The organism is Hyphococcus aureus (genome assembly GCF_042643165.1).
Lineage (GTDB): Bacteria > Pseudomonadota > Alphaproteobacteria > Caulobacterales > Parvularculaceae > Hyphococcus > Hyphococcus aureus.
Genome location: NZ_JBHRSH010000002.1, coordinates 1,140,136 through 1,166,154, shown reverse-complemented (window position 1 = coordinate 1,166,154; position 26,019 = coordinate 1,140,136). Strand labels below are relative to the sequence as shown.

Annotated in this window: 21 protein-coding genes and 1 tRNA gene; 14 read left to right on the top strand and 8 right to left on the bottom strand. The window is 57.7% G+C overall.

Going from position 1 to position 26,019, the window contains the following annotated elements:
- Positions 1 to 142: 142 nt before the first annotated feature.
- The 6 genes from ACFOOP_RS18530 to rodA all read left to right on the top strand — a co-directional run bounded on the left by ACFOOP_RS18530 (position 143) and on the right by rodA (position 6,742).
- Positions 143 to 895, top strand: coding sequence for a TVP38/TMEM64 family protein (locus ACFOOP_RS18530; RefSeq protein WP_379882649.1), 753 nt, complete (start codon positions 143 to 145; stop codon positions 893 to 895).
- A gap of 196 nt (positions 896 to 1,091) precedes the next feature.
- Positions 1,092 to 2,132: a rod shape-determining protein gene (locus ACFOOP_RS18525; protein WP_379882648.1), complete on the top strand. Its 1,041-nt coding sequence runs from the start codon at positions 1,092 to 1,094 to the stop codon at positions 2,130 to 2,132.
- A 62-nt stretch (positions 2,133 to 2,194) separates the two neighbouring features.
- Positions 2,195 to 3,127, top strand: coding sequence for a rod shape-determining protein MreC (gene mreC, locus ACFOOP_RS18520; RefSeq protein WP_379882647.1), 933 nt, complete (start codon positions 2,195 to 2,197; stop codon positions 3,125 to 3,127).
- 5 nt (positions 3,128 to 3,132) lie between these two features.
- On the top strand, positions 3,133 to 3,645 hold the full coding sequence (gene mreD / locus ACFOOP_RS18515) for a rod shape-determining protein MreD (RefSeq protein WP_379882646.1): 513 nt from the start codon (positions 3,133 to 3,135) through the stop codon (positions 3,643 to 3,645).
- Positions 3,646 to 3,649: 4 nt separating this feature from the next.
- Positions 3,650 to 5,593 carry a penicillin-binding protein 2 gene (mrdA, locus tag ACFOOP_RS18510; RefSeq protein ID WP_379882645.1) on the top strand — a complete coding sequence of 648 codons (1,944 nt, stop codon included), beginning with the start codon at positions 3,650 to 3,652 and terminating at the stop codon, positions 5,591 to 5,593.
- Between the two features lie 3 nt (positions 5,594 to 5,596).
- Complete coding sequence (gene rodA / locus ACFOOP_RS18505; RefSeq protein WP_379882644.1) at positions 5,597 to 6,742, top strand: rod shape-determining protein RodA; 1,146 nt, start codon at positions 5,597 to 5,599, stop codon at positions 6,740 to 6,742.
- A gap of 2 nt (positions 6,743 to 6,744) precedes the next feature.
- Here rodA and ACFOOP_RS18500 read toward each other — a convergent pair whose 3' ends face one another.
- A complete protein-coding gene (locus tag ACFOOP_RS18500; RefSeq protein ID WP_379882643.1) occupies positions 6,745 to 7,098 on the bottom strand; it encodes an Hpt domain-containing protein in 354 nt (117 codons plus the stop codon).
- Between the two features lie 199 nt (positions 7,099 to 7,297).
- Here ACFOOP_RS18500 and ACFOOP_RS18495 point away from each other — a divergent pair, with 199 nt between their 5' ends.
- The 6 genes from ACFOOP_RS18495 to ACFOOP_RS18470 all read left to right on the top strand — a co-directional run bounded on the left by ACFOOP_RS18495 (position 7,298) and on the right by ACFOOP_RS18470 (position 12,940).
- Positions 7,298 to 8,845, top strand: a complete 1,548-nt coding sequence (locus tag ACFOOP_RS18495) for a sodium-dependent transporter (protein ID WP_379882642.1) — start codon at positions 7,298 to 7,300, stop codon at positions 8,843 to 8,845.
- 489 nt (positions 8,846 to 9,334) lie between these two features.
- Positions 9,335 to 9,634: a 4a-hydroxytetrahydrobiopterin dehydratase gene (locus ACFOOP_RS18490; RefSeq protein ID WP_379882641.1), complete on the top strand. Its 300-nt coding sequence runs from the start codon at positions 9,335 to 9,337 to the stop codon at positions 9,632 to 9,634.
- A gap of 101 nt (positions 9,635 to 9,735) precedes the next feature.
- Positions 9,736 to 10,434 (top strand): response regulator transcription factor, encoded by a 699-nt coding sequence (locus ACFOOP_RS18485; protein ID WP_379882640.1) that lies wholly within the window; start codon positions 9,736 to 9,738, stop codon positions 10,432 to 10,434.
- Positions 10,435 to 10,437: 3 nt separating this feature from the next.
- Positions 10,438 to 12,159 carry an ATP-binding protein gene (locus ACFOOP_RS18480; RefSeq protein WP_379882639.1) on the top strand — a complete coding sequence of 574 codons (1,722 nt, stop codon included), beginning with the start codon at positions 10,438 to 10,440 and terminating at the stop codon, positions 12,157 to 12,159.
- A 78-nt stretch (positions 12,160 to 12,237) separates the two neighbouring features.
- The gene (locus ACFOOP_RS18475; RefSeq protein WP_375203757.1) at positions 12,238 to 12,648 is read left to right on the top strand and encodes a PTS sugar transporter subunit IIA; all 411 of its coding nucleotides are present in this window, start codon (positions 12,238 to 12,240) and stop codon (positions 12,646 to 12,648) included.
- A 1-nt stretch (position 12,649) separates the two neighbouring features.
- Entirely contained in the window at positions 12,650 to 12,940 is a 291-nt protein-coding gene (locus tag ACFOOP_RS18470) for an HPr family phosphocarrier protein (RefSeq protein WP_379882638.1), read from the top strand.
- Here ACFOOP_RS18470 and ACFOOP_RS18465 read toward each other — a convergent pair.
- The 5 genes from ACFOOP_RS18465 to ACFOOP_RS18445 all read right to left on the bottom strand — a co-directional run bounded on the left by ACFOOP_RS18465 (position 12,937) and on the right by ACFOOP_RS18445 (position 20,985).
- Positions 12,937 to 14,058 (bottom strand): efflux RND transporter periplasmic adaptor subunit, encoded by a 1,122-nt coding sequence (locus ACFOOP_RS18465; protein ID WP_379882637.1) that lies wholly within the window; start codon positions 14,056 to 14,058, stop codon positions 12,937 to 12,939. The two genes, ACFOOP_RS18470 and ACFOOP_RS18465, sit on opposite strands and share 4 nt — an antisense overlap.
- A gap of 16 nt (positions 14,059 to 14,074) precedes the next feature.
- On the bottom strand, positions 14,075 to 17,170 hold the full coding sequence (locus ACFOOP_RS18460) for an efflux RND transporter permease subunit (RefSeq protein ID WP_379882635.1): 3,096 nt from the start codon (positions 17,168 to 17,170) through the stop codon (positions 14,075 to 14,077).
- Between the two features lie 219 nt (positions 17,171 to 17,389).
- A complete protein-coding gene (locus ACFOOP_RS18455; protein ID WP_379882634.1) occupies positions 17,390 to 19,687 on the bottom strand; it encodes a peptidoglycan DD-metalloendopeptidase family protein in 2,298 nt (765 codons plus the stop codon).
- Positions 19,684 to 20,067, bottom strand: a complete 384-nt coding sequence (locus ACFOOP_RS18450; protein WP_379882633.1) for a BlaI/MecI/CopY family transcriptional regulator — start codon at positions 20,065 to 20,067, stop codon at positions 19,684 to 19,686. The genes ACFOOP_RS18455 and ACFOOP_RS18450 overlap by 4 nt, the downstream gene beginning before the upstream one ends.
- Before the next feature lie 168 nt (positions 20,068 to 20,235).
- Positions 20,236 to 20,985, bottom strand: coding sequence for an alpha/beta hydrolase (locus tag ACFOOP_RS18445; protein WP_379882632.1), 750 nt, complete (start codon positions 20,983 to 20,985; stop codon positions 20,236 to 20,238).
- Positions 20,986 to 21,267: 282 nt separating this feature from the next.
- On the opposite strand from ACFOOP_RS18445, the gene ACFOOP_RS18440 reads away from it, so the two are divergent.
- Positions 21,268 to 21,344: transfer RNA gene (locus tag ACFOOP_RS18440), tRNA-Asp, on the top strand.
- A 196-nt stretch (positions 21,345 to 21,540) separates the two neighbouring features.
- On the opposite strand, the gene ACFOOP_RS18435 is transcribed toward ACFOOP_RS18440, so the two are convergent.
- Together ACFOOP_RS18435 and ACFOOP_RS18430 are read right to left on the bottom strand one after the other, a co-directional pair.
- Positions 21,541 to 24,027 (bottom strand): TonB-dependent receptor, encoded by a 2,487-nt coding sequence (locus ACFOOP_RS18435; RefSeq protein ID WP_379882631.1) that lies wholly within the window; start codon positions 24,025 to 24,027, stop codon positions 21,541 to 21,543.
- Between the two features lie 303 nt (positions 24,028 to 24,330).
- Positions 24,331 to 24,897, bottom strand: coding sequence for a TetR/AcrR family transcriptional regulator C-terminal domain-containing protein (locus ACFOOP_RS18430; RefSeq protein WP_379882630.1), 567 nt, complete (start codon positions 24,895 to 24,897; stop codon positions 24,331 to 24,333).
- Positions 24,898 to 24,955: 58 nt separating this feature from the next.
- Here ACFOOP_RS18430 and ACFOOP_RS18425 point away from each other — a divergent pair, with 58 nt between their 5' ends.
- Positions 24,956 to 26,008, top strand: coding sequence for an aromatic ring-hydroxylating dioxygenase subunit alpha (locus ACFOOP_RS18425; protein WP_379882629.1), 1,053 nt, complete (start codon positions 24,956 to 24,958; stop codon positions 26,006 to 26,008).
- The last annotated feature ends 11 nt before the right edge of the window (positions 26,009 to 26,019 follow it).

Below are 26,019 nucleotides of genomic sequence, written 5' to 3'. Positions count from 1 at the left end.
CAAAAGCTGCTCGCTCGGGGATGGAGAAGGCGCAGTGAACAGGTAAACTAGCATCTGATCCGGATTCGGTCGGGCGCGCCGGGCAGATCGCAAGGCGGGGAGCGCTACGGCCGGTTCAGTGTAAATCGGGGCCCTTAAGGGTATGGTCGAGTTTTTGCGCCGATTGGGGCGCTTTCTGACGTCCATGGACGCCAAGGCGATCACTTCCCTGGCGGTGTCGCTGTTTTTGTTGGCGTTCGTCATTGTGATGCTCGCCTATGGCCAGCAATGGCTCAATCTTGAGCAGGATGGGGAGCTTAGTCGCCTTTTGATGAAAGCGGCGGAATCGCGCTGGGCGGTGCTGGGGGTGATTTCCATCTTCGCCTTCTTGGCCTTGACCGGATTTCCCCAGATCGGCCTCATCACTGTGACGGTGATTGTTTTCGGGCCGAAAAACGGGGCGATTTATTCCTGGATCGCCACCATGGTGAGCGCGACTCTCACCTTCGCCCTTGGCCATTTTCTTGGCGGACGCTGGGTGAACCGGATCGGCAGCGACCGGGTGCAGCGTACGATCGATTTCATCGGCCGCCATGGCGTTCTGGCGAGCGGACTGGTTCGAGTGGTGCCGTCGGCGCCCTTCATTGTCGTCAATGCAGCGGCAGGCGCCGCCCATATCGCCTTATGGAAGTATTGGATTGGTACGGGGATTGGCATCATCCCCAAAATCGCCCTGATCGCCGTGCTTTCCGCGTTTTTCCCGGACCCGAACGCGCTTCAGCTGGAAATGGACAATGTTCTCAGCTTCTTCACGAGCCGGGACCCGCGCGATCTGGGGCTTATTGTTCTGGTCATTGTCGGCTGGCTCGCGTTCCTGTTGCTGATGCGCTGGGTCTATCGGCGGCTCAGGGCTTGATCGAGAAGCCGGGGCAAGCGGGGAAATGTTTATTAAGGAATGTCTGCGCGGGGTAAAGAATCTTGGTAGATCGTAAACAGGTCAGTATGATCTCATCAGCAAAAACCGCACGTTTCCGCCATTTGTTGACGATTTAGGAACGCATTAAGGATAAGACCGTCCGTGAATTTCAGTACCCACGAATAGGACCAGCCCAATGCTTTCCACTTTGTTCGGCATGCTTTCCGCGGACATGGCCATCGACCTCGGTACGGCCAATACGCTCGTTTACGTCAAAGGCCGCGGTATCGTTCTCAACGAACCTTCCGTCGTCGCGATCGAGACCCGTCAGGGTCGAAAGGTTGTCCGCGCCGTCGGCAATGAAGCCAAAGAAATGCTCGGCCGGACCCCCGGCGAAATCGAGGCGATCCGCCCGATGCGTGACGGTGTGATTGCTGACTTCGAAGTCGCGGAAGCGATGATCAAACACTTTATTCGCAAGGTTCATAATCGCCGCTCCTTTGCATCGCCGCGGATTGTTGTCTGCGTTCCTTCAGGCGCTACGGCGGTTGAACGCCGCGCCATTCAGGAATCAGCGCTCAGCGCCGGCGCGCGCAAGGTGGAGCTTATTGAAGAACCCATGGCGGCCGCGATCGGCGCCGGGCTTCCGGTCACTGAGCCCACGGGCTCCATGGTGGTCGACATCGGCGGCGGCACCACAGAAGTTGCGGTTTTGTCGCTTGGCGGCATTGTCTATTCTCGCTCTGTTCGGGTCGGCGGCGACAAAATGGACGACGCGGTCGTCGGTTATATCCGCCGCATGTACAACCTCCTGATCGGTGAAGCCTCGGCGGAACGGATCAAGAAGGAAGTCGGCTCGGCGATGATCCCGACCGAAGGCTCGGGCACCACGATCCAGATCAAAGGCCGCGACCTTATGCATGGCGTGCCCAAGGAAGTCCGCATTGGCGAAGCGCAGGTCGCTGAAGCCCTTGCAGAGCCTGTCAGCGCTATCATCGAGGCGGTGAAAGTCGCACTCGAGGCGACGCCTCCGGAACTCGCCGCCGATATCGTCGATACAGGAATCATGTTGACTGGGGGCGGGGCGCTCCTCAAGAACCTCGATCAGGTGCTGCGCGATGAGACCGGCTTGCCGGTTTCAGTTGCTGACGACCCGCTCTCATGCGTGGCGCTCGGCACCGGCGCGGCGCTTGAAAACACGAAAGCAATGCGCGGCGTTCTCTCTTCCGCAATCTAGGGCGTATGCCCGGGTTTTAGCGAGCGGGAACGGCGCGACCAAACGGAATACGTTCGCTAGACATGGAATTTCTCGGGCAGGACCGTAGGGAAGGGCTGGGACGGAAAGCGCATTCCCGCTTCGTCCTCGTATTGCTTATTCTCGTTTCGGTGCTGTTGTTGCTGTCGAGCCTTTACTCGGCGCAGGCGTCTGTTTTCAAAAAGGCGCGTGAGGGCGTCATGGACGTGGCCTCGCCCGTCCTGTCGCTTTTTTCCGGCCCTATCTCCTATGTAAACGGCGTCGTCGGTTCGGTCGGCGATTATTTCAATGTCATGGAGCAGAACAAGGCTCTGCGAGAAGAAAACGCCGAGCTGCGCCAGTGGATGAATGAAGCGCTCGAACTGCGTGAAACCATTGAAGTGTATGAAGCGCTTCAAGGCTATGCTGCGCCGCCGGAAGCCCAACCCATTAGCGCGTTTGTCATTGGCGAATCGAACGACGCGTTTGCGCGCTCCATGATCGTCAATGCCGGCCGCGCCAATAATGTTGAAGTGGGTCAGGCGGTGGTCGATGAAAACGGCCTCATCGGCCGGATTGTCGAGGCCGGCGGCGGGGCTTCCCGCGTCCTTCTCCTTACCGACATTCAAAGCCGGATTCCGGTTTATGTGGAGGGCGTGAATGTTGAAGGCATTCTCGTGGGCAATACCCGTGCGCAGCCCGTAATCAGTTTTACGGCGAGCGCCGATGACCTTGAGCCCGAGCCGGGCCAGCGCGTTTTGACCTCGGGCGCCGGCGGCGCGTTGCCGCGCGGGCTGCCTGTTGGCGTCGTCACCGGCGAAAATCGCGGCGATATTACCGTCGATCTCTACGCAAATTACGCCCGCACACGCATGGTGCGCGTCATTAATTACGCTTTCCCGGTGGTGGATCACATCTCCGATGAGGAAGAGGCGTCCGAGGCTGAGGAAGCGGATAGTCAGGCGGATGCGGCCTCTGAACCCCCGGCGGAGGATTAAGCCTGATGGGCTATCGCGCGGAAAATCTTTTCCGGCTTTTGAAAGCGGCGGCGCCGACCCTTCTCGGCGTGCTGGGCGTCTTTCTTCTGGCGGCTCCGGTGCGGCTTTTTGAGGGCGTGGCGCCAACGCCGATCATCCCGCTCGTGATTGTCTTTTTCTGGTCTGTCTACGGGCCTGATTATCTGCCGCCTTTAAGCGTTTTTTTCATAGGGCTTTTACAGGATCTGTTAACTGGCGGGCCTTTGGGGCTGTGGCCCGCGGTTTACCTTGTGACCCAATTCATTGTGATGTCTCAGCGCGCCTATTTTCTGGGCCGTGAACAAAAGGTGGTCTGGATCGGTTTTGCCTTTGCAGCGCTCGGCGCAGGGCTTATCTTATGGCTTGTGATGAGCCTTATGTCCGGCGAGTTATTGCCCCTGCGTTTCCTTATGCTGCAACTGGCGGCGACGGCGGCCATTTATCCGCTGTTTGGCGCCGTCTTTGGCGAACTGCACCGCCGCGTTCTGGTGGAGGTGTAGCGCGATGGCTGGAGTTAACGCGCACGATCCGGAACGCCAGGAAACGGTCTCTCGCCGTACAGTGCTGCTCGGCGGCGGCGTTAGTTTGCTCTTTGGCGGGATCGCGACGCGGCTTTACCAGCTCCAGATCGCCGACCATCAGAAATATCTCGATCTCGCACAGGAAAATCAATTCAACCGGCGCGTATTGACGCCTTTGCGCGGGGAAATCGTCGATCGATTTGGCGGTCCGCTGGCGTCGAACCGCAAGAATTTCCGTGTGCTCCTGGTGCCCGAGCAGGCGCGTGACGTCGACGCCATTCTCGACAAGATCAACAAGATCACGCCTGTCAGCGAAGACAAGCGGGCGCGGGTGATGCGCGAAATTCGCAGACGCGGCGCTTTTACGCCTGTGCAGATCGCCGATAATTTGTCGTGGGAAGATTTCTCCAAACTCAATTTCGAATTGCCTCATTTGTCGGGTGTCCTGCCTGATGTCGGTGAGACCCGGGACTACCCTTACGGGGCCGATGCGGCTTTCGTCGTCGGCTATGTGGGGGCGGTCACCGAGCGCGATCTTTCCGCGCAAGAAAGCGATGAAGACCGTCTTTTGTTGCGGCAGCCAGGGTTCAAGGTCGGCCGTGAGGGGCTTGAGCGCACCTACGAAGATGAGCTGCGCGGCGACGCGGGCGCGATGAATGTGAAGATCAACGCTCATGGCCGCGTTATTGAAGAAATGGTCGATAGCGCCGTCCCCCCCACGCAGGGACGTACGTTGACGCTCACGATTGATTCAGAATTGCAGGCCCACACGATGAAGGTGCTGGCCGAGCCCACGCCGGGCGTCGACCAGGACATTCAGAGCGCCGCCGCGGTGGTGATGGACGTCGTCAACGGCGACATCCTCGTGCTCGCCTCAACACCGGCGTTCAATCCCAACGATTTCAATGTGGGTATCGATCCTGATCTGTGGCGGGACCTGAACGCCAGCCCATACAAGCCGCTTTTGAACAAGCCTTTGTCTGGCGTTTATCCGCCGGGCTCGACCTTCAAGGTGATCTCCGCCGTCGCCGCGCAGCGCGCAGGGGTGAAGCCAAACCATAGCGTCCATTGCAATGGGCGCATCTGGTACGGCAATCGCTATTTCCACTGTTGGAAACGCGGCGGCCATGGCCACGTGGATATGAAGAACTCACTCAAACATTCTTGTGACGTCTTCTATTATGACATCGCCAAAACGTTGGAGATCGATCTTCTTGCGGACACCGCGCGTAAATTTGGTCTTGGCCAGACATACGAGCTTGGCATCCCGGGGCAGCAGCGCGGCGTTGTTCCCGACCGGGACTGGAAGCGGGAATATTTTTCCGGCAATCCGGCGCAGCAGCCATGGTTTCAGGGCGAGACTCTCTCCTGCATCATCGGCCAGGGATATGTGACATCGACGCCTCTGCAGCTTGCTGTGATGTCGGCGCGCGTCGCAACCGGAAAGGCCGTGCGTCCACGCTTGGTGCGCGCCGTGGGTGATCTCGTTCTGCCGGCGCCTGAAGCGCCGCTGATCGATGTGGATCAGGAGCACCTCGCCGTCGTTCGCGCCGGCATGAACGCGGTCACCAACGAATATGGAACTGCGGCTCGCTCGCGGCTCGAAGACCCGGAATGGCAGATGGCGGGCAAGACCGGGACCAGCCAAGTATATGCGATCACGGCGGAAGATCGCGCTCACGGTCTCGCCAAGCCTGAAGATCTGCCTTGGGCGCGCCGTGACCATGCGCTGTTTGTCAGTTACATGCCCTTTGAAAATCCACGCTATGCCTGTGCGGTGGTCGTTGAGCATGGCATAGGCGGCGCCCGTGCGGCGGGACCGAAAGCGCGCGACATTATGAAAGCCGTGGCGGAAAAAGATCCCGCCTCGCGCACGCCGCTTGATCCGCGTTCGCTCGCTCGCGCTGCCGGCGTCAGGGAGGGCTAGGCGATGGCGATTATTCTTCCTGGCCGCCGCCGCGGGGTGCGCGACAAACTTTCAAGGCTTCACTGGCCGCTGATCATCCTGCTGACAATGATCGCGGGCGCCGGGGTCGTCACGCTTTACTCAGTAGCGGAAGGCAACTGGGAGCCCTGGGCGATAAAGCATGGTCTTCGCTATCTCGCTGCGCTCGGCATTCTGACTGGCGTCGCCATGGTCCCGATCCGATATTGGATGGCGCTGGCTTATCCCACTTACTTTGCAGCGCTGCTGGCGCTCGCGCTTGTGCCGTTCATTGGCGAAGTAAATATGGGCGCACGGCGCTGGATTGAATTCGGCGGCCTCCAGTTCCAGCCGTCAGAGGCAATGAAGATCGGTCTCGTATTGGGGTTGGCGCGTTATTATCACAGCCTTCGGGCCGAGCAGGTCTCGCATATTCTCTATCTCATTCCGCCGGCGCTGATGGTTGGCGCGCCCGTCGGGCTGATTTTCATCCAGCCCGACCTCGGTACAGCGCTTTTGCTAGCTGCCACCGGCGCGATCATGATTTTTGTCGCCGGACTTTCCTGGCGGATCGGCTTCCTTGGTATTTTGGGGGGCGTCGCTGCGGGTTACGCCGCTTATCGGTTCGATATTTTGAAAGAGTACCAGCTTCGGCGGATTACGACGTTTCTTGATCCTGAGCGTGATCCTCTGGGGCAGGGGTATCACCTGTTGCAGTCGAAAACCGGAATCGGGTCCGGAGGCCTTACCGGAAAAGGTTTCATGGAAGGCACGCAGGCGCAGCTGAAATTCCTGCCGGAAATGCAGACTGACTTCATCTTCACTGTGTTTGGTGAAGAGTTCGGTTTTGTCGGCGCCATTGGTCTTCTGCTGGTTTATCTCGCGGTGATTTTTGTGGGCCTTTCCATAGCTATGCAGGCGAAACTTCATTTCGCGCGAATGATGGCTGTTGGCGTCGTCGCTACCTTCACGCTCTATGTGTTGATCAACACGGGAATGGTGATGGGACTCGCGCCTGTTGTTGGGGTGCCGCTGCCGCTGGTCTCTTATGGCGGTACGGTGATGCTGACCATTATGGCCGGTTTTGGGTTGGTGATGAGCGCCCATGTCCATCGCGATCAGGACATGTATCGCTCGGGCGATTCTTTATAAATTCAGAATTGCGCGAGATGCGCTTCGAAATGCACGCAGAAGAGGTCAAAATGGGATTGGGCGTCGGCCAGCTTGGCGGCGGCGCTGGCGGCGTCGCCCGAGCGGCAGGCCTTTTCGATGGCGGCGGCCGTCTCGGCCAGCAACTGCGCGCCCACATTCGCGGCTGAACCTTTGACGGCATGAGCGGTGCGATAGGCGTCTTCCAGCGCGCCGTCTTCGACGCCATCTGACAAAAGCTTTAAGAGGTCTGTTGTAGAGCGTTGAAAAGCCTCAAGAATAGACCGCGTGCCATCGACCCCTGCCGCCGAAATCAGGCTGTCGATCTGGCCCAATTCAATGGCCGAACTATGGTTCACCTGCGTTTCCGTCAACGTCCCTGGTCCCCGTATTCGTCGTCTGGCGCTTATCCCGCACCTTGTCCGAACTCTAGTTGGGCTTCCCGCCTAACCTTTTAAGGGTGGGCGATTGAGCAATATTTGCTAACAAACGTAAAAATTTGTCTAAAATAACGGAATACGCCACTTTGGCGTTCACAATTTTCAAGGGGAAACACCTATGCAAGGCACTGCGGGCGAAGGCGCCCATTGGTCCTCACGGGCCGCCTTTATCATGGCCGCTATCGGCTCATCGGTCGGTCTCGGCAATCTCTGGCGCTTTCCATATGTCGCAGGGGAGAATGGGGGCGGGGCCTTTGTTCTTTTCTACGTCATCTGCGTGGCGCTGATCGGGGTGCCTGTGCTGGTCGCGGAGCTGTTTATCGGCCGCCGGGGCGGCATGTCGGCGGTGGGCAGCGTCGTGAAGATCGCCAAAGCCGAAGGGCGCTCACCGCTCTGGTCTCTCCAGTCCTGGATCGGGATGCTCGGCGCCTTCATTATCCTGACCTTTTATTCGGTCATCGCCGGCTGGGTCCTGGCTTATGTGACAATGATCGGGGGCGACCTTTTTGCCTCCATCGGCGCGAAAGGGCTGGCGGGTCTTGCGGCTCCAGCCTTCGAGGGTCTCAGCGACGAACAGGTGAGCGCCAAGCTGGGCGAACTTCTCAACGATCCAACCCGGATGATTTTTTATCATGGGTTATTCATGGTGCTCACAGTTCTCATCGTCATGAGGGGCATCAAGGGCGGCATTGAGGCGGCGGTCACCTATCTGATGCCCGCCTTTTTTATTCTGCTCATCGTATTGTTCTTTTACGCGATCGCGACTGGCGACCGCTCACAGGGGCTCGACTTTCTCCTTGGCGTTCGCTTGGGTGACACGGAACTTGCTGACGGAACGATCCGGCGTGGACTTCTCCATGGCATTCAGGATGGCTCGGTCATTTCCGCTGCATTGGGGCAGGCGTTCTTTTCTATCGGTCTTGGTTCTGCGCTAATGGCGACCTACGGCGCTTACATGCGTGAGGATCAGGACTTGCCGCGGTCGGCGCGCCTCGTGGCGATAGCGGATACTGGCGTCGGCATCGTAGCGGGCCTTGCAATCTTTCCGATCGTTTTTGCGATGGGACTTGCCGCTGGTTCCGGGCCGACCTTGATGTTCCAAACTTTGCCGCTTGCGTTTCATGGCATGCCAGTTGGCGGTCTCTTCGGGCTCGCCTTCTTCCTGCTGGCGTTTTTTGCGGCGATTACGTCGTCCATCGCGCTTCTTGAGACATCGACGAAATGGGCTGATGAGCAAACCAAGAGCGATCAGCGCATTCTTTCCGCTGGCGGCATCGGGTTTGTCGTATTCCTTATTGGCGTCGCCAACGCCTTGAGCCAGGTGCCGGCGGTGGGCCCCAATGGTGAGGACCAGTCGAGCTTTTGGAACACCTGGCATCCGTTCGGCGATGTTGTTTTGTTCAGGGACATGGAGTTGTTGAGCTTCCTTTCGGCGACAACAGATATCATTCTTCCCATTGCTGGATTTATCACTGCGATTTTCGCAGGTTGGATAGTGTCCACCTCAACGGCGCGTGAAGCGATCGGATTTAAGTCTGAAGTCTGGTTCAAGCGCTGGCGCTTCTTAATCCGCTGGGTTTGCCCCATCGGTATTTTCGTCGTGATCTTTTACTCAGTGCTGTGGCTTCCTTATATCGCGCCGATGATTGGTGTCGGGACTTCATAAAAATACAGCGAAACCAGAATGTAAAACGGCCCGGCGAAACGCCGGGCCGTTTTTTTATTCGTGTACGTTGTATTCAGCGCTCTCCATCGGCCCTTGGCGCTTGTTAACACTTATCACAAACGCCTTCCCGTTTACCTTTCACCCCTTGCCATGAGGCGCGGCGCGGGCCATGCTGCTGTCAGGTTTCAATCAACGAGAGGAGGTGATCCGATGTCGAGTGATTTCTTAAAGCCAATGAGGTCTTTGTGGGAAGAACGCGGTTCGGAGCAGCCTTCGAACAGTGTTTGACCGCCGGATTTGACGAGATCTTGAGGCCTGATGGCTGAGGAAATCGCGGGGCCGCCTTCGGGCGGCCCTTTCCTTTTATGGTCGTTTATCGGCGCTCCACGCTCTCGGTTGGGGCGCTAGCCCCTGAAGTCCACCAAGAGGCATGACAAACACCCCGGCCGCCCCTAAATGAGACGCGTGAGTCAGTCATTTGGAGGTCCCATGGTAGCGAAATTAACCCCCGAAGAGCGGACGGTTTTCCTGAAGGATCATCCGGGCTGGGCCCCCCTGGAGGATCGGGATGCGGTCAAGAAAAGCTTTGTTTTCGATGATTTCAACGGCGCTTGGGGCTTTATGAGCCGGGTGGCGCTCGCCGCCGAAAAGGCCGATCATCATCCTGAGTGGTTTAATGTCTATAATCGGGTCGAAATCACCCTGACGACCCATGATGCAGGCGGGCTTTCACAGCGTGATGCGGCCCTCGCGGCCTTTATAGACGCGGCTGCTGGCGACGATGACTGAGAGAATAGGCCGCCGGTCACAAAAACGCCTTGCCCGCGCCTTCTATACGCCCGCGGCTCGATCTAGTAAGATTTTGAATTCACAAGGGGATTGAATAAAAGATGGCGACAATCGCGCTTGTCGATGACGACGAAAACATCCTGACCTCCGTATCCATCGCTCTTGAGGCGGAGGGACACACGGTAAAAACCTTTGAGGACGGCGCGGCGGCGCTGGACTATATCAATGCTACGCCGCCGGACATGATCGTCTCGGATATCAAAATGCCGACCATGGACGGAATGGAGCTTCTGCGCCGTATCCGCCAAAGCTCCAGCTTGCCGCTCATCTTCCTTACCTCCAAGGACGAAGAAATCGATGAAGTCCTGGGGCTCACCATGGGCGCCGACGACTATGTCAAAAAACCTTTCTCTCAGCGGCTGCTGCTGGAGCGGGTGAAGGCTGTCTTGCGCCGCAGGCAGGCAAGCGAAACGCCGACTGAGGAAGAAGAAAAGAAAATCATGCGCCGTGGGGAGCTGACATTGGACCCCATGCGCCATGCCTGTACCTGGAAAGGCAAACCGGTTGTCCTTACCGTCACCGAGTTCCTTATCCTGGAATCGCTCGCGCAACGGCCGGGCTTTGTGAAAAGCCGTGATGCGTTGATGGACGCCGCTTATGATGATCAGGTCTATGTGGATGACCGGACCATCGACAGCCATATTAAACGTGTGCGTAAAAAATTCCGTCAGGTCGACAAGGAATTCGATTCGATCGAAACTCTTTACGGAGTTGGCTACAAATATAAGGACGCCTCATAAGGGATGGAGGAAGAGGGCGGCATCGCGCGGCGAAGACGCGCGCCCATTGCGGTGTCGCGGCTGACGCTGACCATTGTCCTCGCCAATCTCATTGGTCTTGTCATTCTTCTCCTGGGCTCATTCGCGCTGACGCAATATCGCGACGGCCTCATTCAGGCAAAGCTGGAAGGCGTCCGCGCACAGGCTCAAATCATTGCCGATGTTCTCGCGCAGGTGGCGATTGATGAAAGCACATGCCAGCCGGTCGAGGCGTCTGATATCGCCCGGCAAGAGAACGAAGCTGTTTGTGCGCTCTCTCTAAGTCAGCGTGATGTGCGTGAGGTTTTTAATCGCGTATGGGACAGTTTTGAGGGCAGGGTGCGGATTTTCAATGCGCCCCAAACTTTTGCGACGCCGCCGGTGACCGACGCCAAACTCCTGCTCCTCGAAGATGTCGTTCTGCGACAGGATGAAATTGTCGCGCAAAGCCTGCCGCCCATTGATGATCAATCGTCCCTCATCAACACCATCGAAGAAGAAGGTCTTTGGCGGCGGGTTTCGCGCTTTTTTTCGCGCAGTTATCGCGCTGAGGCGGCGCGACATTCTATCGAAGACGAATTGAATGCGGCGCTTGCCTCTTCGCCTTTTGCGGCGGAGCGCGGGGCGGCGTCGGTGCGTCTTGATGAAGAGGGTGAACTTGTCGCCTCGGTCTCAGTCCCGATCCGGCGGGTGCAGGCTATTTATGGCATCGTGACCGCAGAAAGCGGCGGTATCGATGCGCTCGTCGAGGATGCGCGTCTCTCGATCCTGCCATTTTTCGGCTGGGCCTTTGCCGCCGCGATTTTATCTTCGCTCCTGCTCACCACGATGATCGCGCAGCCGATCCGCCAGCTTGCAATCGCATCGGACAAAGTGCGCGAAGGGATCGCCGCCGCCGGTCGCGCGCGTATTCCTGATTTCACCAATCGCAAAGATGAAATTGGCGAGCTTTCGGCCTCACTGAAATCCATGACGCAGGCCATCTATGCGCGGATTGACGCTATTGAAAGTTTCGCCGCGGATGTTTCTCACGAATTGAAAAATCCGCTTACATCCATCCGAAGCGCCGCCGAAACGCTGCAGATTGCGAAGACACCGGAGCAGCAGGCAAAACTTCTCGCCGTCATCCAGAAGGATGTGGCGCGCATGGACCGGCTCATCACTGACATCTCCAACGCATCCCGCCTCGATGCGGAGCTTGCTCGCGAAAGTCGTGATGCGGTCGATCTCCGTCGGCTCATCAAGGACATTGTGTCCATGTATGGCGATACGCAAAAAGAAGGTGAGGCGAAAGTCACATTTAATGAGCCATTGGGAGACACCTACATATTAGGAAACCCCGCTGCCCTCGGTCAGGTGATCCGTAATTTGATCGACAATGCGCGTTCTTTCAGCCCGCCTGAGGGGGAAGTGCGGATCACGCTCGACGTGCCAACCGCGCGTAATGGGCTCGCGCGCATTACTGTCGAAGACGACGGACCCGGTATTCCACCCGACAATCTGGAATCGATTTTCAAGCGATTTTACACCAAGCGGCCCGCGGGCTCGGCCTTTGGCAACAATTCCGGTCTTGGTCTTGCGATATCGCGACAAATTGTCAATTCCCATGGTGGGCGCATATACGCCGAAAACCGCCTTCAAGACCCCAATTTTGCTGATAGCGCCCGCCTGGGCGCACGGTTTGTGGTGGAGCTTCCGGGCCGTTAACTTCTTCTATTTTTTTGTGGACATCTGCGAACAAACACGCACCATATCCGGTGTCTTGAATGAGTGGATGCAAACAGCATGATCGGTCTCGTCGTCGTCACCCATGGTCGTCTTGCGGAAGAGTTTCTCTCCGCAGCGGAACATGTTGTCGGACCGCAGGAGCAAGTAAAAGCTGTGTCCATCGGCCCCGATGATGATATGGAAAAGCGCCGGCAGGATATTCTCGACGCGGCGAAAGCGGTGGACAGCGGTGAAGGCGTCATCATTCTCACAGACATGTTCGGCGGCACGCCCTCCAATCTCGCTATCTCGGTAATGGAAAAAGCGAACGCCGAAGTCATCGCCGGCGTCAACTTGCCCATGCTCATAAAACTCGCTTCTGCGCGCGCCGAAGACGATCTTCCCGATGCGGTGAAGTCGGCGCAGGAGGCCGGACGAAAATATATCAACGTCGCCTCCTGGGTGTTGTCGGGAGAGGCGGCGGATTAGAGTGTCTGAAGGGCAAGAAGAGCCGGTTGTCGAAACTGTAGAGGTCTGCAACAAGCTCGGCCTTCACATCCGCCCGTCGCGTTATCTCTCGTCGCTTGCGAAATCCTACGATGCAACGGTTTCCGTGCGAAATAATGATCGCACGGCCTACGCCGATTCACAGCTTGATCTGTTGATGCTGCTGGCGAGCAAAGGCGCCCAGCTTGAAATCTCCGCCACAGGCCCGCAAGCCGCCGAAGCGGTCGACGCTATCGTCAAGCTTGTTCAGGATCGCTTCGGCGAAAAAGACTAAGCCGAAGGCTCAGCTGGAATGGCCGAGAGGCTCACTGACTGACCATCGCGAAGACGCTCACCGCCGCGGATCACCACATTGTCGCCGGGCAGTATGTCGCCGATGACCTCAATGAAGCCGCCCTCTGCGGCGCCAAGTTCAACATTGACGCGCTTGGCGGTCTGATCTTCGCCGATGACGAAAACACTGATCTGGTCGGCGCGCAGGACAAGGGCGTCGCGCGGCACCGCCGTCACCGTGCGCGGACGGTCGGAAGGCAGGTTCACGCGAACCGCCGAGCCGATATACCAGTCTGTTTCGGGAAGCTCGAGGCGGATCTCCAGCATGCGCGAGCGGTCGTCGCCAACAGGTACAACCGCGCGGACTTTTCCGTCGAGCATGTCCGCGCCGTTCGCAACGCGAATGGTTTCACCTGGCGAAATATTACGGGTGAGGCCGGCTGGCGCGCGCGCCGTCACTTCGAGGTGAATCGTGTCAACGAGGCGGATCAGTTCCGTGCCGGGATTGGCGTATTCGCCCATTTGCGTTTCCTGGGAAACAATACGGCCAGTGAACGGCGCTTTCACCTCGGTGCGTTCCAGGTTTATCTCGGCGCGCTGCAGGGCGACTTCAGCCTGCCGCAGGGCCTGAATTGCTTCATCACGGTTTGAGCGCATTTCATCCATGGAGGCTTCGGATTCACCGGCTTCTTCGAGGCCGACAAAACGCTGATAGAAACTTTCAAGATAGTCGGCGCGCGCGCGCAAGCGCCGCACTTGCGCCGCCGTGTCGTCGCGCGTGAACTTTGCATCGGCCTGTTCCAGGCGTGCAATCACATCACCTTCTTTGACCTCAGCCCCGACTTCGGCGACCCATTCAACTTTTCCGGAGGTGGCGGCGGCGACGCGGCTGTCGCGCAAGGAGACGACTGCGCCCGGTGTTTCGGCGCGCGGTGCGAGACTTTTCTGTTCGGCCTTGGCGACCGTGACTGGCGCAGGCGGTGGACCCTGTTGCGCTTGTGCGCCATCGGCGGCGTCAGCGGGCTGTGCGCTAACAAATCCACCATAGAGATAGGCGGCGGCGGCCGCTGCGATCAGGGCGGCTCCTGCGCCGCCGGCGAATAGGAATTTGCGGTTCATGAGATGATAGCTCCTTTTATTCCGCGGGTTGCATGGCGAAGCCATGGGCCTGCGATGTTTTTTCTTTTTCTGCGCCGAGCTGCAGCAGCGCCGGCAGGAGGAACAAGGTGAACAAGGTCGACACAGCCATGCCGCCGACAATAACAGTGGCGAGGCCGCGATAGATGAGGCTGCCGGCGCCGGGCGCGAGGACCAGCGGCAGCATGCCCATGAGCGAAGTCGAAGTTGACATGAAAATCGGACGAATGCGCAAAGATAGCGCTTCACGCACCGCTTCGGAGCGAGACTTGCCTTCAGCTTCGGAGGCGCGGGTTTGCGCGACAAGCAGGATCGCGTTGTTGACGACAAGCCCCAGCAGGATGATGAAACCGATCATGCCGAGCAGGTCGAGCGGCGTCGATTTGAACAAGTCGAGAAGGCGCATGGCGAGAACGCCGCCAACGGCCGCCATCGGCAGGGTGACGATCACAAGGGCTGAATCCTTAACCGACTTGAACAACGCCGCCATGATCAGGAAAAGAATGACGACGGCGAGCAGAAAGTTGGACCCGAGATTTGAAACTGCGCGGGCAAGCGCGTCTGCGTCACCGCCCCATTTGAGAGAGGCGCCTTGCGGCAAAACCTCATAAAGCCGCGATTGCGCATTTGCCTTCAGGGCGTCAACCGCAGGTCCGAGGGCCATCCCTTCCGGCGGCGTAATGCCGAGAGAAATCGTGCGGCGCGCATCGACACGGCGGATTTGCTGCGGACCGACATTGCGTGTGATGGTGACGAGCTCTCCCAGCGGAACAACGATCCCGGTCGGTGTCGCGATGGGCGCGCTTTCAAGATATTCCGGCTCCGTCCATTGCTTGGCCTGCAGGATAACATCGATGCGGCCGTCTTCATGGAAGAATTCGCCGAGCCACTGCCCGTCGCCGAGCGCGCGCACGGCGCGGGCGACGCTGTCGCGGGTCATGCCGACTTCGGCGATGCGGCGGTCATTAGGAAGAAGGCGCAATTCAGGGGTGACGATTTGCGGATCCGGATTGGGCCAAACCTGTGCGCCCGGCAGCGCTTCCTGAATGATCTCTGTTGCGGCCGGAATTGACGCGCCGAGAGCGTCAAAATCTGCGGCCTGTAATTCAAGGCTGATGGCGCCGCCGCCGCCAAAATTGCCGAACAGATCGCCCTGTCGCGCGAAGGTGCGCGTATCCGGGAAACCGGCGAGGATTTCCTCATTGACGATCTTGACCATTTCTTCGATGCGCGACTGGTCGAGAATCCGGACGCCGATATTGCCGCCCCAATTGCCGGAATAAAGATAGTAGTTTTTGAGGGCAGGTTCTTTTTCACCATTCATATATGGCTGCAACCGGTCGACAACGACTTCGGCCCATTCCTTTTTGATCATGTCAGCGCTGGCGCCGGACGGGAAATTGACGAAAGCGTCAACGGCGTCGCGCTTCACCGGCGGCAGATAGTTGAGCTGAGGCCAGAGCAAAAAGGCGGTGGCGATGGGAACGATCGTTAATCCGCCAATGATTCCAAGGCGGCGATTTCGGGTGGAGGTGAGGCCAATGATGAAATCGGCGATGCGGGCGGCTGTCTTCTCGCCATGTTGCTTGCCGCTTGTGTCTTTCTTGATGAAATAGCGCGCGCCAGTGGGCAGTAATGTGATGGCGACGACAAGGCTGAAGGAAACAGCGATCGCGATGGTGAGCGCAAGGTCAGCAAAAAGCTGTCCCTCGACATCTTCAAAAAACATGATCGGTATAAAGATCGCAACTGTGGTGACAGTTGAGGCGAACAAAGCGCCGAAGACCTGACCCACTGCAGCTTCCGCAGCCTCGAAGGGAGAGCGGCCTTCCTCGCGCAGGCGCACGAAGTTTTCAAGGACAACAATCGCAGCGTCAAGCACCATGCCCGTGGCGAAGGCGAGGCCGGCAAGAGAGATGACGTTGATCGACCGGCCAAACATATTGAGCATGATGATGGTGGCCATGAGGCAGATCGGAATCGCCGCCGCGATGATGAGAGTGGCCATTGTACGGCGCAGGAATAGCCATAGGGCGGCGACGGCCAGGATAATGCCGATCAGCAGATTGCTGGTCAGGAGCGAGATGGCGCGCTTGATGAAGACTGAAGGGTCAAAGCTTTTGTGGATGGCGTAGCCCATCTCGGCGAGGGGGCCTTCGTTCAATTCGTCGATCACTTCTGTGAGCGCATCAATAGCTTCAAGCGTGTTGGCGCCGGGCTCGCGCAAGACGCGCATGCCGATCGCCGGATTGCCGTTTTGATAGACAACACCGACGCTGCGGCGATCAGGGCCAACCCGTACGCTGGCGATATCGCCAAGCCGGACCGGAGCGCCGTCACGCCAGGCGAGAATGGTTTCGTTCAACTGGCTGGCGGTGAACCGGCCCTCAAACCGCATCGTGTAATTGCGCCGACCGACTTCTACGGAGCCGCCGGTGACGTCCGATGACCGGTTCACGTTCTGGGCGATATCATCGAGCGTTATGCCAAGTTGCGCGGCAAGAAACGGATCGAACTCGATATTGAGAATTTTCTCGCCGTCATCGGAGTTGACATCGACGCTGGCGACGCCGGGAATGGCTTCGAGCTCTGGCTGGATGCGCTGTTTTGCAAACTCGCTGAGCTTCAAGGTCTGATTCAGATTATTCGGCAGACGTTGAAGGAACAGAAAAATCAGCGTTTCACCGCTATCGCCGCCGCCACCGCCTAGATTAATACGCGGGCGGTCAGCGTCAGCGGGCAGTCCGCGCACCTGTTGCAGACGCGCATTCACTTCTGAGAACGCTGTGTCCATGTCCGTGCCGAGCGAGAATTCCAGTGAAATCCACGCGCCGCCCTGGTTGGACCAGGATTGCATTACGGTGACGCCTGGCATGCCCCGAAGCTCGCGTTCGATGGGTTCGGTGATTTCGCTTTCCACTTCGCGCGGGGAGGCGGCGCGCCAGCCGGTCCAGATGCCTATCTGCGGGCGCTCGATAGCGGGAAAAAGCTGCACGGGAAGTTGGGAAATTGATAGAGCGCCCAACAGGGTGATCAGCGCCAGCACGACCGCCGCCGCCGCCGGGTTCTTAAGGCAAAGCCGGGTTAGCCCCATTTTGGTCGCTCCTGAAAAAGTCGTTCCATATCGACGGCGGACGTCATCCGCACGCTTCCCGCAGCGCTTTGTCAGCTTGGGCTGCAATCGCGTGTGTATTTAGAGTGTCGCTTTTTTCAAACCGCCGCGCACTAGCTATTCGATAAGGCGCTTGTCTGTTGCGGCGAACTGATGAGTGTTGCAACGCCTCAAGAACTGATAGGCGTCATTTCTTTCATCTTATTCAGACTTGTTTAACTCTTTACGGCGGCGTTCGATTTCCGCGAGCTCAAGTTCAAGGTTCTGTTTTGCGTTGCGCAAAGCCTGTTCACGTTGCTCAAGCAGTTCACGTTCGCTTATGACGCCGCTGAATTCCGAGGCCCATTCATCTTCAGCTTCGGCGATGTCACGTTCGGCTTCACGACGCATTCTCTCCATTTCAGCTTCATGGCGTTTGCGTTCTCGCTTCATCTCGCGTTCATGTTCTTTTTGTTCACGCGCCCGTTCGCGGGCGGCTTCGCGCATTTCCCGCAAGGCCTCATTGCGCGCCTGGCGCTGTTCTCTGAGGCGGTCCTGCACATTTTCCATCGCATCTGCGGCGGCTTCCATGGCGTCGGCCTGAGCCTCGCGAAACGCTTCGATCTCTTCCTCGGTAAAGTACTCTTCGCCGGCGAGTTCTTTCATGCCTGGCGTCGCCATCGCAAATTTCGCAAGCCCTTCGAGTTCTACACGGCTGTTTTCAAAAAGCTCAGCCCAGTCTTGCGCGCCGTCGAACCCTTCAAGCTCAAGATCCCCGAACTCGAATGTCATATCCTTGAGGCCGTCAAATGCTTCGAAACTATCGAACTGCCGGCGTAATTTTGCTTCGAGTTTTTGTAGTTTCTTTTCCAGCTTGTGTTCATTGACCTCACTATTGCTGTCTCTCGATGAGGCGGCTGATGAGGAAGACGAAGCTGATGCAGACGCGGATGCATTGGCGACGGGCGCCGCCGGTTCAATCGGGGCTAACCCTGTCGGGGACGGAGCGATTTTCACCTTGCGGGTCATGGTGGCGCGCGCTTTTTGCGACGGCGCAGGAACAGGCGCTGCGATCGGCGCCGGGTCGACGGTCTCGCCTTCCGAGATCACTTCGAAATGCAGATGAGGACCAGTGGCGACGCCTGTCGACCCGACCGCGCCGATGACATCTCCGGCCTTCACGCGATCGCCTCTTTCGACGGCGTAGCTATCGAGGTGGGCGTAACGCGTGACAAGGCCGTGACCATGATCGACCACCACAACATTGCCCCAGGATTTATGCCCCTGATAATTGTCCGTGGCGGCGATCACTTTGCCAGCGCCGGAAGCATAGACAGGCTCGCCGCGCGCTGCCCTAAGGTCGATGCCTTCATGGGTTGGGCGGTTCCCGCTCAAGAACTTGCTCTTTTCACCATAGCCCAGAGTCACATCGCCTTTAACAGGGCGAACCGGGAGAGCTTCTTCGATAGCAGGCGGAGCGACAGCGAAGGCGGCTTGCGCGCCGGCCAGACAGGCCGCCATAACCGCGCTGGCGCCAAGACCGATTTTGGTGGTCAGCGACATGGCGCCGCCTTCAGGCGCGCCGGACAGGATCGCATCGAGCCGCTGGCGCCGGGAGCGTTTGTCGAAGGGCGTGAAAGAGGGAATGAGCTCGCCTGCAAAACCGTGACGCGCATCGGCGGCAAGCCGCAATCCTTGCACAAAACAGTGAGCATATTGCCGACGGTTGACGCCGCGCGCCAACACCAGCGCATCAGCGCCCTGTTCAGCGGTCAGATTTGCACGCGCGCATATTTGATGCATGAACGGGTTGAACCAGAACACAGCTTTCGCAACCGAGCAAAGCGCAAACAGGGCTACGTCACCGCGTTTGATATGCGCCATTTCATGGGCGCCCATCAACGCTGCATCCTCGATGGAAATCCGGTCGAGAAGGTTCATGGGCATAACAATAACGGGACGGAAGAATCCGTAGACGCAAACGCTGGAGACGATATGCGAGAAGACATAACGCGGGCGCTGCTTGACACCAATTCGCGTCCGCCAGGCCTCAAGCTCAGCTTCCAGGCGCGGTTCATCCAGCTTGTATGCATAGTTGAGGCGATAGGAGAACCAGATATGACGCACCGCGGCCAGTGCAAACAGCATGATGAAGCCGTAGAAATAAAGCACCGCCGTCATCCGCAAGATATCAGCAAGAGAAACACTGCTCGGCGCTTCATAAGCGGCGATGACGGGTTGTTCCGTCGCGATCATGACTGGTCCTGCCGCTTCCATCATGGGCGGAAGAGGCGCGGGGGCCCGCAAGGAAAGGCCGAGGGCTGCAGCAACGGGCGCCAGGAGCACAGGCAATGCGGCGATAATCAGCGCCGCAGGCCATATTGTTCTGGAGAGGGCGTTTGTATGCAGCGGGTTCTTCTCACTGCCAGTCAGGCTTGATGCGATGATTAAGACCGCCGGCGCCCAAATGAGCGACGCAAGCAGGCAATAGAAAAACGGTTCAATTAACGCGGCCATCATTCAGCCTCCGTCTTTTTTAGAACGTCTTCGAGTTCGGCGAGTTCATCGTCGCTGAGAAGTTTTGAATCTGCGAAGAAAGCGGTTGCCGGCGTCGTGTCGAGTTCGAGAACCCGTTTTGAAAAGTCCGCGATCATGCGCGAGAGCATGGCGACCTTACCCACTTGCGGCTCATAAATGTTGACGCCGTCGACCGGTGTTTTGGAAATCAGCTTTTTGTCCGCCATACGCTCGAGCACGGTACGCACGGTGGAGTAGGACCAGCCGAAATCGCTTTCGATCTCTCGATGGATCTCGCGGGCGTTCATTTCCTTCGATCGCCACAGCAGTTTCAAAATGGCGAGTTCAGGTTTGGTGGGGTCGGTCCCCTTAACATCGGTCATTGGCGGCAGCCCTGATTCATTGCGAAGTCAGGGGGCCGCAACAGCCCCCTGCGACATATGTGGCCAGCCTAGCGCTTTGCGACAGTTGTCGCAAGCAATCATGCGGGTTTCCGGCGGATTCTGCGGTGAGTTGAGCCGATTTTGCGGCGAAGCGGAGACGGCTTCAGGCTACAGGCGATCGAGGGTCCGGGTGAGACGCTCGAGATCGGGAGGGGTCGAAAGGCGGTGATCGCCTCCCGGGGTCAGGAGGATCTCCACATCGTCGCTTTCAAGCAGGGCGGCGAAATGGAGCGCATGTATGTAAGGCACGGCGTCGTCCTTCATGCCCTGAAGGATCCGCACAGGGCAGCGGATCGCAACAGGCCCGTCCATGATCAGATGATTGCGTCCGTCTTCGATCAGCTTGCGGGTGTAAAGGTCCGGCTCGTCCGAATAGTCTGACGGCAATTCCAGCTTGCCGTCCTGCATCAAGGTTTCTTGTTGTGCGGCCGTGAAAGACGGCCACATCAGCTTCTCCGTGAAATCCGGCGCCGGGGCGATAAATATAATAGCGGCGGCCTTATCAGGGAGTTTCAACGCTGTCAGCGCGGCGATCCATCCCCCCATAGAGGAGCCGATGAGTATTTGCGATCCTTGCGTTTTTGCATCGATTATGGCGAGCGCATCTGCCGCCCAGTCGCCAATGGAACCGTCTTCGAAACGGCCTTCGGATTCTCCGTGACCGGAATAATCGAAACGCAGATAGGAGCGGCGATTCGCCTGGGCCCACTGGTCGAGATGCTCAGCCTTCGTTCCCAGCATGTCAGAGCGGTAGCCGCCGAGCCAGACGATGCCGGGCCGGCCGGCGTCTTCCCCGGCGCGCTGGCGATAGGCGAGGCGGCCATGGGGCCCGTCCAGAAATTCCTTAACGCCGGTCATGGAAGTCTTGGTCCTTTTCGATCTGTCCCCGTGGGCGGAGGAGGTGAGAATGTCCTTGGGGAAAACCCCCGCCATTATGCAAGGCAAGGCGGACAGTTTCGATCTCACCGGATTCCGGGAAATTGTGCAAATTTTTGAGGAGCTTGCGTTAACGATTGAGCCTTTTTGGCCCCGTTTCGGGGGTGGCGTGTATTCCCTTTGGATTCTTGCCAGATTCCGGCTTGACGCCCGCCGTCCCCTATCTTAAACCGCGCGCTCAGACCGGCTTTGAGGCCAGTCTTTGCGGGTGTAGCTCAGTTGGTTAGAGCGCCGGCCTGTCACGCCGGAGGTCGCGAGTTCAAGTCTCGTCACTCGCGCCATTTTCTTCAAATATATTCAATGCGGGTATCGCGATGATCAGGAAGCGTTCTCTTGAGACCGCTCACTTCTGGTCAGTTTTTATTCCCGCCATGAGGACTATCGCCGCGCTATCCAGTCGAGAGCAAGTTGGCGGGCTGCATGTGTAAAAAAAGCGGCGCACAGGGCGCCGCTTTTAGTCTTCACTTTGCAAAAGGCTCAATAGTTGAATGAGAGCTGAGCCGCGAAGGAGCGCGGGCGCTCCACCATGTAACGCTGGCTGCCCGTTGCGCCCGTAACTGGCGCCGCATAGCTGGCTGTAACTTCGTTTGTCAGGTTGCGCCCGATCAGCGCCAGCGACCAGCGTCCTTCCGCCGCCGCAATACCGACACGCAGGTCGACCTTGGCGTAGGCGTCCTGAGATGCTGTTGGATCAGCGGTGGCGGAAAGGAAATGATCATCCTTGAAATAGACGACCGGATCGAGCGTGAAGTTCAGCCCGTTATCGAGCGGGATTTCCACATGGGCGGAAAGATTGCCTGACCACTCGGGTGCGAAAGCGCGCTGCTGGCCGCTAAGATCTTGCGTGCCGCCCATCTGATCACAGACGGTGACCGGAGACGGCATTGGTCCGCCGGTGAAAAGAGGCGTTCCCATGGCGTCAACGGCCTGGGTGGCGAGTTGCACCTCGTTACAGGGCGCGCCGACATACTCATCATATTCGGATTTGAGATAGGCGACCGCGCCGTTCAAGGTGATGTAATCATTGATGCGAAGGCCGAAATCGAATTCAACGCCCTTTGCTTCCGATGATGCGACGTTGTCGATGATCGAATTCGTCGTGCCGACAAAGTTGCCGCCGCCAATGTCAACGAGCAGTGTCTGAACAACGCTTTCCTGGAGATTCTGGTAGTCATTCAGGAACACGGCCAGATTGGCGTCGAGATCGCCATTGAAGAATGATCCCTTAATGCCTGCTTCATAGGCGTCCACATATTCCGGCTCAAATGTCACGGGGAAGTTCGCCGTGCTGTAGCCGCCAGCTTTGAAGCCTTGCGCGTAACTCGCATACACCATGACATTGTCGGTCGCGTCGACCTGAATGCTGGCGGATGGCATGAAGTCCTTGTCCGTGCGCCGCCCGGGCATGGAGCCGCCGCCAAAGTCCTCGGCCGAACCTAAAAGAAGCGAGTTCAGAAGAAGCTGCGTGTCTTCATTATACTCGACATATGTGCCCGGCCGCAGATTGTCCGATACGCCGCGTGTGCTCGCGCGCGTCGCGAATTTCTCAATCCGGCTCCAGCGCGCCCCAAGGTTAATCCGGACACGGTCAATCGGGCGTATCGTGACGGCGCCGAAGGCGGAGATGGTTTCATTTTCTGCGTCATTAGACAGTTCCGCAGACACATGGTCGCCGGGAAGGGCCTGGTTGGTCAGCACCGGGACGGGCAAGGGCGACGTCGGAATGACGCCAAAGGAGACAAGTTGGGTCAAAAGACCGAAATCAGCGAAGAAGAAGCCCACATTGTTTGTGAAATTCATTTCGTCCTTGGCGTAGTAGCCGCCGACCATATAGTCGATGAAGCCGCCTTCATCTGACTGGAACCGGATCTCCTGACTGAATTGATCGTAAAGTTCTTGCGTGCGGACTGGCAGGCCGTCTGTGGTGCCTGCAGGTCCGGATGTGATCGGGTAGGGGATGCCGGTGAATTGTTGTTGAGAGTCGTGATCGTAATAACCGGTTCTCAGGATCAACTGGTGACCGTCGAAGACTTCCAACGTGTTGGTCCAGGCGATTTCGGTGAAATCGAAATAGGCGTAATCGAGCGGCGTATCGGAATGATAATCGAGTTCGTCATCAATGACGCCGCCATTTTGTGCGAGGAAGTCAGCACAGCCGTCGCCGACAATATCCGCGGGCGCCGGAGGCGGACATCCCACAACCTGAAACGCCAGATTGCCGATAGCGTCTGATGAGCCATGATCGACCCGCAGTTGAGAGGTCAGCCTGTCAGTTGGTTCAAAGCGGAGGGAGCCCCGAACTTGCCATGAGTCACGGTTTGGCGCGTCTCCGGTTGGCGTTTCGATATATCCATCCATACCGCTGATTTGTCCGGCGAGGCGGAAAGAAAGCGTGTCGGTGAGCGGTGCCGATACGCCGAGCTCCGTATTATATTCGCCATGGGAGCCATAGAGGGCGCTGCCATTGGCTTCGAGCTCATCACTGGGGCCGCGTGTGGTGATGTTGAGTGCGCCTGCGATTGAATTGGCGCCGAAGAAAGTCGTTTGCGGTCCTTTGAGAACCTCGATGCGATCGACATCGAAAAGCGCTGCGCGGATTGAATGGGCGCGGCTGCGATAAATGCCGTCAACAAATGTGCCCACGGATTGCTGGAATCCCCAATTGCCGGTGCCTGACCCGACGCCGCGAATGTTGAGGGCCGAGGAGGGCGCTTCAGCGATATTGACGTTCGGCAATCGCGCCGCGAGATCGGTGAGATTGGTGATGTTGAAATCTTCCAGCTGTTCGCCGGAGACAACGCTGACCGAGACCGGCACGTCTTGAAGGCTTTGCTCGCGGCCTTGCGCCGTAACGATAATTTCATCGCGACCTGAGGCGCCTTGCTGTGCGTTCGCGGCGGTTGAGCCAAGCGCGGCGGCCGACGCCGTAAGCCATAACGCTGTGGTTTTGGAAATGCTTCTCATCACGTCCCTCCCTGGACAATTACACCCGCCTTGCGGTTGCGAATTCTGATCCGTCGCCGGGTGAATGGCCCGGTCTATGTTTTCTACCAAATGGTATTTAATGGTTTTAGGTCGGCTTGCACAGCGGTAAAGCGCTGATTGTCGAAAAATCTGACCCGCGTGGGGATTGTGCAACGTTGCGACCGGAGGCAGCGCATGCGGAGAAATATTGCCAGCGCACCCTTGCGCTCAGCGTCGTTATATTGCGCTGCAATAATTATTGCCGCAGCGCCGAAGGGGTGCCATTTGCTGGCGGACTTACGCTTAGAAGCCGTTGATCAGCGCATTGAGGCCTTTTTCGAAACTGTCGTCAAAATCGATCAGTTTCAAAAGGTAATCATGCATTGCGTCGCTTTGCTGATAGCAGGCCCAGCCGAGTGTGAAGGATAAAACCGAAGCCAGACAGGACAGAGCGGTTGCGCGGTCCAGACCGGCATTGACCAGCGGCGCCGAAATCGCTTCCGCATTGTCTTCAACATCGTCGATAGGCGGGCGCGCCATAACGCAAATCTGCGCGGAGTCTCTGTGCTTCAGAAGCGAGGCCCGAAAGGCATGCCCGAAACGGCGAAGCCATAAGCGCCAGTCATCCATATCAGGGACGGCCGCATAAGCCTCGTCGTAAATTTGAGCCGCCATCAACCGGATAACTTCAGCCTTGTCGCCGGCATGCCAATAGATTGTCGGCGCCTGCACTTTCAGCGCATCAGCCAGCCGGCGCATGTTCAGTCCGGCAAGCCCGTCTCTTTCGACGACGGAAAAAGCAGCTTCGATAACCGCCTCCCGGGTAACGGGTCTGGCGGATTTTTTTTGAGTTTTGGCGCGTGTTGACATGCGGTTCCTGAAAAATCTATAACAATGTTATAGAAGGGTGGATTTGAAGGAGCAAGCCATGATCTATGTTCGCAACGCCTGGTATGTTGCTGCGTGGACGCAGGATCTTGAAGTTGAAAAGCCCTTGGCGATCGATCTGCTTGGCGAACCTGTTGTGATCTGGCGCAGCCAGCGAGGCGACATCGCGGCGCTGGAAAATCGCTGTGTGCACCGTTTGGCGCCGTTATCGCTGGGTCGGTGCGAAGGCGACAAATTGCGCTGCATGTATCACGGTTTTCTTTATTCAAGAGACGGGCATGTTTCAGAAATTCCGGGTCAGGACGTTATTCCCGCCAGTGCAAAGGTGAAGAGCTACCCGGTTACTGAAAAACATAGCTGGATTTGGGTCTGGATGGGCGATCCCGATAAAGCGGACGAAGCGCTTATCCCGCCAGCGGTGGGATTCGATGATCCCAATTACATACTTGGGCGCGGCCACTTTGATTATGCGGCGGAGGCGCGTCTGATCAGCGATAATTTGTGCGACTTTAGCCACCTGACTTATGTTCATGCGAACAGCTTCGGCGCAGGCGATGATTTTGCAAAAACAGCGCCGAATATCGCTGCGCTAGACAGAGGCGTACGGTTTTCAAGATGGATTACCGGCACCGCCGGGCCTGCCGCGCGCAGCAATGATGAGCTTATCGATGCCTGGAGCAGTTACGACTATTTGATCCCAGGCGTGTTGCTCATGTGGAGCGGCAGTTTTAAGCGAGGCTATGCGGAAGAATGCAAGTACGGCCCTCCCCAAGACCTTGATGACGCGATCAGAGGGGTGACCTTCACCAGCCAGGCGGTGACGCCCATGACGGAAAAAACATCGCGATACTTCTTTTCCTGGGGACCGCATGTGAAGCATGGCGATGAAGCCCTGCGTGACATCTTGATGGGCGTTGCGGGACAGGCCTTCGCCGAAGACAAAACCATGATCGAGGCGCAGCAGGCGATACTGGACAAGACGGAAACCCCGCGGGTGCTCCCATCGGCGCATGACCGCGGTGTGGTGATGTTTAACAAACTTGTGGAGCGATTGGCCAAGGAAGAAAGATCGGTCGACGCCAGCGCAGCTTAACTAAATGCCCG